Here is a 6,405-nt window from a genome sequence, read left to right on the forward strand (position 1 = left end):
AAAGCCGGCGATTACGTCGGCTTTTTTGTGTGTAACAACCTAGGAAGGTGACGATAACACTTACATTAGAGAAAAATTAACTGTCGATATAACACGTAGCCTAGCTATTATAGTTGTATCTGTTTTTAAATAAATTTTCATCATATAACTCTCGATACAAATTATTTACAAACGCATCACCGTGTGTTTCATACAATTGTGACAAGTCGAATTTCAATGTAATTCCTGAAGAGTAATATAGATAAATAAGTATTTTTAAAGGTTCAAGACTATCTGTGATTTCTATTGGCAAAAGACAACGCCCATCAATAAAGTCATTAATGCCGTCAGGTGATACTTGAGGCTTGAAATTCACAAAAAAACTGTATGTCATATTCATATGACCAGCTCCTTTATATGTTATTTCAATTTCATCTTGTGGTAAAAGAGCGAACGTCTTTTCATAAGCCTTAAAATAATTCCTATTTTTATAAATCCAACACTTTTTACTTAAGCTCCAGCTTATTTCTGGTTTCCTACACACTGACCACAAACTCACGACACCAACAATAACGCTAAAAACGTCTTGGTGAAACATAAAGCCTAAAATGCCAAAACCTATAAAAAAAAACCAACCAAACATCTTGTGTATAACAATTAACTTAAACGTAATATTGTCTGTATCCATTTTCCACTTATTGCTCATAAGTAATACTTACTACCTTGTTTCTGTATAACAAATGGTCTGGACTCCCCCTTATCAGGTTCTGTCACACATTGGTAATGTCTGATATACACATCCTTTGGAGGCCACGATGTCACAATCACACTATGGCATTGATTTAGCATCATTCAAAAAGACTGAATTTCAGTATTTACAGAGAGATTATACAGGTAAGACAATGCGTTATATACCCAAGCGACAGATGTAAAAAAGCCGACAATGAAGTCGGCTTTTTTATGTGTGGCGGAGAGTTCTGGGTATGGGGGGATTTTCAAATCCCTACTAGTACATAAGGTAGCTAATACGAAAAAGCCCAGCATTTCTGCTGGGCTTTAGGATGTGGCGGAGAGATAGGGATTTACTGCTCGCAAGCTCGCGCCCTCCGGGCTATTGCCTTTTCGCACCTTCGGCACGGGCAATGTGCTTTCGCTTCGCTCAGGTGAACCCTGCCTAGGGTTCTGCACCCTATCTCATTCTTTCCCAAGTGACAGATGCAAAAAAGCCGACAATGAAGTCGGCTTTTTTATGTGTGGCGGAGAGATAGGGATTTGAACCCTAGGTGGGCTATAAACCCACGCCGGTTTTCAAGACCGGTGCTTTAAACCACTCAGCCATCTCTCCATGCGGTGTATAATACGGTGATGGCGTATTGCTGTAAAGCCCAACCCAACCAAGTGATTACAATACCAGCAATTTCTGCTGATTTTTACATTAGACCAACTCCATCATTACCCACAAGATACACACCAGTGTATTTATCGACCGGTCAATATTATTAGCATCTCACTAAAATGAACATCTTGAGGTAGCTTGAGTATGTTCATTGTTGGCAATTTTATTTAGCACGTTCTTATGATACCAATCACATTGATAGGTAGCAGAGCACCGACGTTACTGCTAAATTATTCGCACCTCATAACAAAATTACAAAACAACAATGAAAATATTCAGCAATTTTGAAAGCGGTAATATTCAGGTAATCAAGGCCGATTCACCGAATGACATTCAACTGGCGATCCCTGCGGATAACCAATCCGATATCGCCCAATGGTTTCATTTTCGGCTAGAAAGCACACCGCATCTGCCTCACCAATTCAAGCTTCTCAACCTGGCAAAATCAGCCTACCCAGAAGGGTGGAAAGATTATGATGTTGTCGCCTCCTACGATCGGGAAGAGTGGTTCCGTATTCCAGCCGAGTTTGATGGTGATACCCTAAGTGTCAACGTCATCCCTGAATATGGCTCGATGTACTTTGCTTATTTTGCGCCTTACACCTACGATCGCCACCAAGACTTACTTCATCAAGCGCAAGTTCACCCATATTGCGAACTAGAGACATTGGGGCAAACCTTAGATGGTAACGATATTAGCCTGCTGACTATTGGCGAGCCTGCCGAAGAGAAAAAGAATATCTGGCTCATCGGTCGCCAGCATCCGGGTGAAACCATGGCGGAATGGTTTATTGAAGGCTTGCTGCAACGCCTGCTGGATGGCACTGATACCGTGGGTCGTGCCCTGCTCGACAACGCTGTGTTCCACATTGTGCCGAACATGAATCCTGATGGCAGTATCCGTGGTCACCTGCGTACCAATGCTATTGGCGTTAACCTCAACCGTGAATGGCAAACGCCATCTGTTGAGCGAAGCCCTGAAGTCTATTACGTCCGTGAGCGCATGCTGGCAACGGGTGTTGATATGTTCCTTGATATCCACGGTGATGAGGCTATTCCTTACAACTTTGTTGCTGGTAGCGAAGGGATCCCCTCTTATAACGCGCACCTCGCCAAACTGGAGAATGCCTTCAAGCAAGCACTGCTGACCATTACGCCTGAATTTCAGGATGAGCACGGTTATGGCCAATGTGAACCGGGCAAAGCAAATCTGACCGTCGCCTCCAACTGGGTCGCTGAGCAATTTAAGTGCCTATCGTATACGGTAGAAATGCCGTTTAAAGATCATATCAGTCATCCGGATGAACTCTACGGCTGGTCTCCTGAGCGTAGCGTTGCTTTGGGTCAGGATGTTCTGGCGGCGGTACGGGCAGTAGTTGACGCTGTATAACTCAGCCCCACAAGTAAACGCATAAGCAACTGGCTGGTTCCTCATAACCAGCCAGTTATTGATTTAGCCAATAAATCGAATTTCAAGCTTTTCCGTCTATACTTAACGGATGATATAACCTGCTGATATAACGCAAGTTAAGCTAAATATACTCATACGCAGCACGCGACGCTTCACTTAACTGCCAGTCAATCAGCCTTATTCAACCGTGGAGGCAACATGACTTTCAGCCACTTACTCATCGCTATTGCACCTGAGCAACCACTCGGTCAGTCTTTTCACCAAGCGCTTCACTTTGCCAATCGCATAGGATCTCGCGTGACCTTGCTAACCATTATTAAAGACTTGGCTGAATTTAAAGAAGTCGCCTTGCATACCTCATCCACCCTCGACTTATTAGATAAAGCGACACAAATCTACCATGACGTGCTTAAACAACATGTTCATACTCTGAGAACACAATACCCTAAAATTAAATTTCAGACCCAAATTCGGCTCGGTATTCCGGCTATCGAAATCATCAAAGCAGCGAAAGAGACTCAAGCCCAACTGATCATTATTGATTCACACCGAGAACAGAGAGAGCAAGCTTGCCAATCAGGTACTACTACCCGTCACCTGATGCGAAAATCGGATGTCCCCATCTGGTCAATCAGTCATACCACTCTCTCGATCCGGCATGTTGTCGCCGCCGTTGATATGGACGAGCATGAGAATAATGGATTCAGAGAGAAAATTGTCGCCTTAGCCATCGACTTTTGCGCGATAACCGGGGCAGAGCTCACCCTTGCTCATGCTTGGCGTTTAGAATCTGAAGGGTTTCTCAGAAATTGGAGTGGTTATTCCGATCTGGAGATAGCCATTGTCGCGAAAAAAATGCGAGCTGACAGACATCAGCGCTTAAATGATCTGCTTGAGTCCTGCCCGACAAACGCCGTGACCACGCAAGTACAGCTCCTGGAAGGGGATGCAAGAAAGATCATGCCTGACTTTGTCGAACAAGAAGGGATAGACGTCGTCATACTCGGGTCTCTATCTCGCTCTGGCGTTGCTGGCTTTCTGATGGGTAATACTGCAGAGTCGATGCTGAACAAACTATCCTGCTCGGTAATCACTCTCAAACCGGATGAGTTTCACTCTCCCGTCTTTAGCGAATAACATTAAAAAGGCCGGCATCTCATCAGAGATACCGGCCTTTTATCACGTTCTAACTGCTTTTCCGCTATGGTTGATTAGCGAATGATCATCTGTTCACGGCCAGGACCGACAGATACCATTTTCACTGGCACACCCATTAGCTCTTCGATGCGCAGTACGTATTTTTGCGCCGCTACTGGTAGCTCTTCAAATTTACGGCAACCAGTGATGTCTTCACTCCAGCTTTCCATTTGCTCATAAACCGCTTTCAATGACGCAGTTTGTGGCCAAATTGGATTTTCGCTGTGTTCGCCATCGTAGCTTACACAGATCTTAAGATCTTTAAGACCAGTCAGACAGTCCACTTTGGTCAATGCCACTTCAGTTGCCGCTTGTAGCTCAACGCCGTTTTTGGTTGCTACCGCATCAAAGTAACCCATGTCACGTGGACGACCTGTGGTTGCACCAAACTCGCCAGCAAGTTCACGGAAGGCATCTTGCTCTTCCATTGCAGTAATTAACGTACCAGTACCCACTGATGAGCTGAACGCTTTTGCTACTGCAACAACGCGCTCAGGGCGTAGAGCTGGTAGACCACCACCAATACCTGCGTACATAGACACACAGTTTGATGATGTTGTCCATGGGTATTCACCGTAAACAAGGTCACGGCCAGCACCAAGCTGAGCTTCAAACAATAGTGTTTTGCTTTCAGCTTGAATCGCTTTTAGAGGTAGTGAAACATTGCAAATCGCATCACGCCAAGGTGCTGAAACTTCCAATAGCCAGTCAGCCATTTCTTGTGCAGTTTGCTCAAATTCAAACGTTGGGTATAGCGCGCGTAGTTGAGGTAGTTTCCAATCCAACATAAATTGAATACGTTCAACAAGCACTTCAGGCTGTTTCAACCAGCCTACCAAGATACCTTTTTTCATCACGCGGTCACCGTAGCAAGGTGCAATACCTTGACGCGTTGAACCGTATGCACCATCACCTAAACGTAATTCTTCTAGTGTATCTTCTAGTGCGTGTAGAGGTAGACAGAGCGTTGCGCGATCAGAGATACAAAGCTTCACTTTCACACCAGCTTGTTCAACTTCTGCAATCTCTTCAGACAATAATGCAGGGCTGATTACCATACCAGGGCCTAAAACACCGATACAGTCAGGGTTAAATACGCCGCTAGGAAGCTGATGCAATTTGAATGTACCAAAGTCATTTACAACGGTATGACCTGCATTGTTACCACCTTGGAAACGAATGCTTGCAGAAGCTTGATCTGCCAAAAAGTCGACGATTCGACCTTTACCTTCATCACCCCAGTTTGCACCAACAACAACAATAGACGACATAATTAACTCTCCTTAATAGCGAAGCCCTTATGCTATGCCTCCCCAGCCAATAAGAAAAATCAATAATCGTTATAATGGCGATAAGAATTCCATATGGGAAAGTGTGACAAGGGGTGTAGAATAATAAGCAGTTAATATGCTCCATTCGTTTATCTTATAACCAGCGAGTGAATATGTTAGATATCAATTGGCTGAATACGTTCGTTACTCTGTCCCGGTTAGAGCACTTTGGTAAAACGGCATCAGAGCTGCATATGACCCAGCCCAATGTCAGCCTACACATCAAGCAACTGGAACAAACTACCCGAGTCAAACTGATTGAGCGCAGCCCGTTCAGGCTGACTCAAGCAGGTCAGCGCTTACTACGTAGCGCTCAGCACACATTGCAGGAATTACAGATTTGTCAGGCTGATCTCAATGCTATCAACGACCTCTATCAGGGCACTCTGTCGATTGCAGCCAGTGATATTATTTCGCGACTGCTATTGATCAAACCTTTCCAGTCCTTCAAACAAGAATTTCCCGGTATTGATTTATCACTTTTCAATACCACCTCTACCCAAGCGGCTGCACTGGTCAAAAGTGCGAAAGCCGATCTGGGATTTGTGATCGCCCAAAAAGAAAGCCAGCCTCTGCATTTTACCGAGCTGCGTCAGGTACACTGGTGCGCTTTAGGAAACGGGCTAACCGACTGGCAGCAACGCGCTCAAACAGGCACACCGCACCACAACGGTGATGAACTGACCTTAATTTTACTGGGCCATGATACCCGAACCCGTGATTTGATTGATTTAGCGTTGCCCAGCCTGAACTTGCCGAAATACCGAGTCATGGAAGTGGGCAGTGTGGATGCACAAATTGACTGGGCAGAAGCTGGCTTTGGTATTGCCATCGTGCCTGCATTCTCATTACATCCCAAGCTAAACCTGACCAGCACCATCACTCCTCTACCGGATTTTCCAACCACCAGCCTGGGGTACATTGTTCGCCAAAATCAGGTGCTGTCACGGGCAATAAAACAACTGCTGCACTGGGTCAGTGAAGAGATCAGCAATTCGCAACACGGTAGTGGAGGGTCTAGGGTCTAGGGTCTAGGGTCTAGGGTCTAGGGTCTAGGGTCTAGGGTCTAGGGTCTAGGGTCTAGGGTCTAG

At 45.2% G+C, this 6,405-nt stretch carries 5 protein-coding genes and 1 tRNA gene; 3 read left to right on the top strand and 3 right to left on the bottom strand.

All coding sequences use genetic code 11. The features are described from left to right. Positions 1-100: 100 nt before the first annotated feature. Together L4D12_RS09310 and L4D12_RS09315 are read right to left on the bottom strand one after the other, a co-directional pair. A complete protein-coding gene (locus tag L4D12_RS09310) occupies positions 101-685 on the bottom strand; it encodes a hypothetical protein (RefSeq protein ID WP_428447557.1) in 585 nt (194 codons plus the stop codon). A 548-nt stretch (positions 686-1,233) separates the two neighbouring features. Beyond that, positions 1,234-1,324 (bottom strand) — tRNA-Ser (locus tag L4D12_RS09315). Between the two features lie 316 nt (positions 1,325-1,640). Between L4D12_RS09315 and L4D12_RS09320 the strand changes: the two genes are divergently transcribed. Both L4D12_RS09320 and L4D12_RS09325 read left to right on the top strand, forming a co-directional pair. Then, the gene (locus tag L4D12_RS09320) at positions 1,641-2,765 is read left to right on the top strand and encodes a M14 family metallopeptidase (protein WP_428447558.1); all 1,125 of its coding nucleotides are present in this window, start codon (positions 1,641-1,643) and stop codon (positions 2,763-2,765) included. Positions 2,766-2,984: 219 nt separating this feature from the next. Next, positions 2,985-3,923 carry a universal stress protein gene (locus L4D12_RS09325; RefSeq protein WP_428447559.1) on the top strand — a complete coding sequence of 313 codons (939 nt, stop codon included), beginning with the start codon at positions 2,985-2,987 and terminating at the stop codon, positions 3,921-3,923. 74 nt (positions 3,924-3,997) lie between these two features. Here L4D12_RS09325 and L4D12_RS09330 read toward each other — a convergent pair whose 3' ends face one another. After that, entirely contained in the window at positions 3,998-5,254 is a 1,257-nt protein-coding gene (locus tag L4D12_RS09330; protein WP_428447560.1) for an adenylosuccinate synthetase, read from the bottom strand. A 173-nt stretch (positions 5,255-5,427) separates the two neighbouring features. Between L4D12_RS09330 and L4D12_RS09335 the strand changes: the two genes are divergently transcribed. Further along, complete coding sequence (locus L4D12_RS09335) at positions 5,428-6,342, top strand: LysR family transcriptional regulator (RefSeq protein ID WP_428447561.1); 915 nt, start codon at positions 5,428-5,430, stop codon at positions 6,340-6,342. The last annotated feature ends 63 nt before the right edge of the window (positions 6,343-6,405 follow it).

This window comes from Photobacterium nomapromontoriensis (assembly GCF_050336815.1).
In the GTDB taxonomy this organism is placed as follows: Bacteria; Pseudomonadota; Gammaproteobacteria; order Enterobacterales; family Vibrionaceae; genus Photobacterium; species Photobacterium nomapromontoriensis.

Coding starts and splice junctions, on each gene's coding strand:
- L4D12_RS09310 (WP_428447557.1), bottom strand. CDS start 685: ATGAGCAATAAGTGGAAAATGGATACAGACAATATTACGTTTAAGTTA.
- L4D12_RS09320 (WP_428447558.1), top strand. CDS start 1,641: ATGAAAATATTCAGCAATTTTGAAAGCGGTAATATTCAGGTAATCAAG.
- L4D12_RS09325 (WP_428447559.1), top strand. CDS start 2,985: ATGACTTTCAGCCACTTACTCATCGCTATTGCACCTGAGCAACCACTC.
- L4D12_RS09330 (WP_428447560.1), bottom strand. CDS start 5,254: ATGTCGTCTATTGTTGTTGTTGGTGCAAACTGGGGTGATGAAGGTAAA.
- L4D12_RS09335 (WP_428447561.1), top strand. CDS start 5,428: ATGTTAGATATCAATTGGCTGAATACGTTCGTTACTCTGTCCCGGTTA.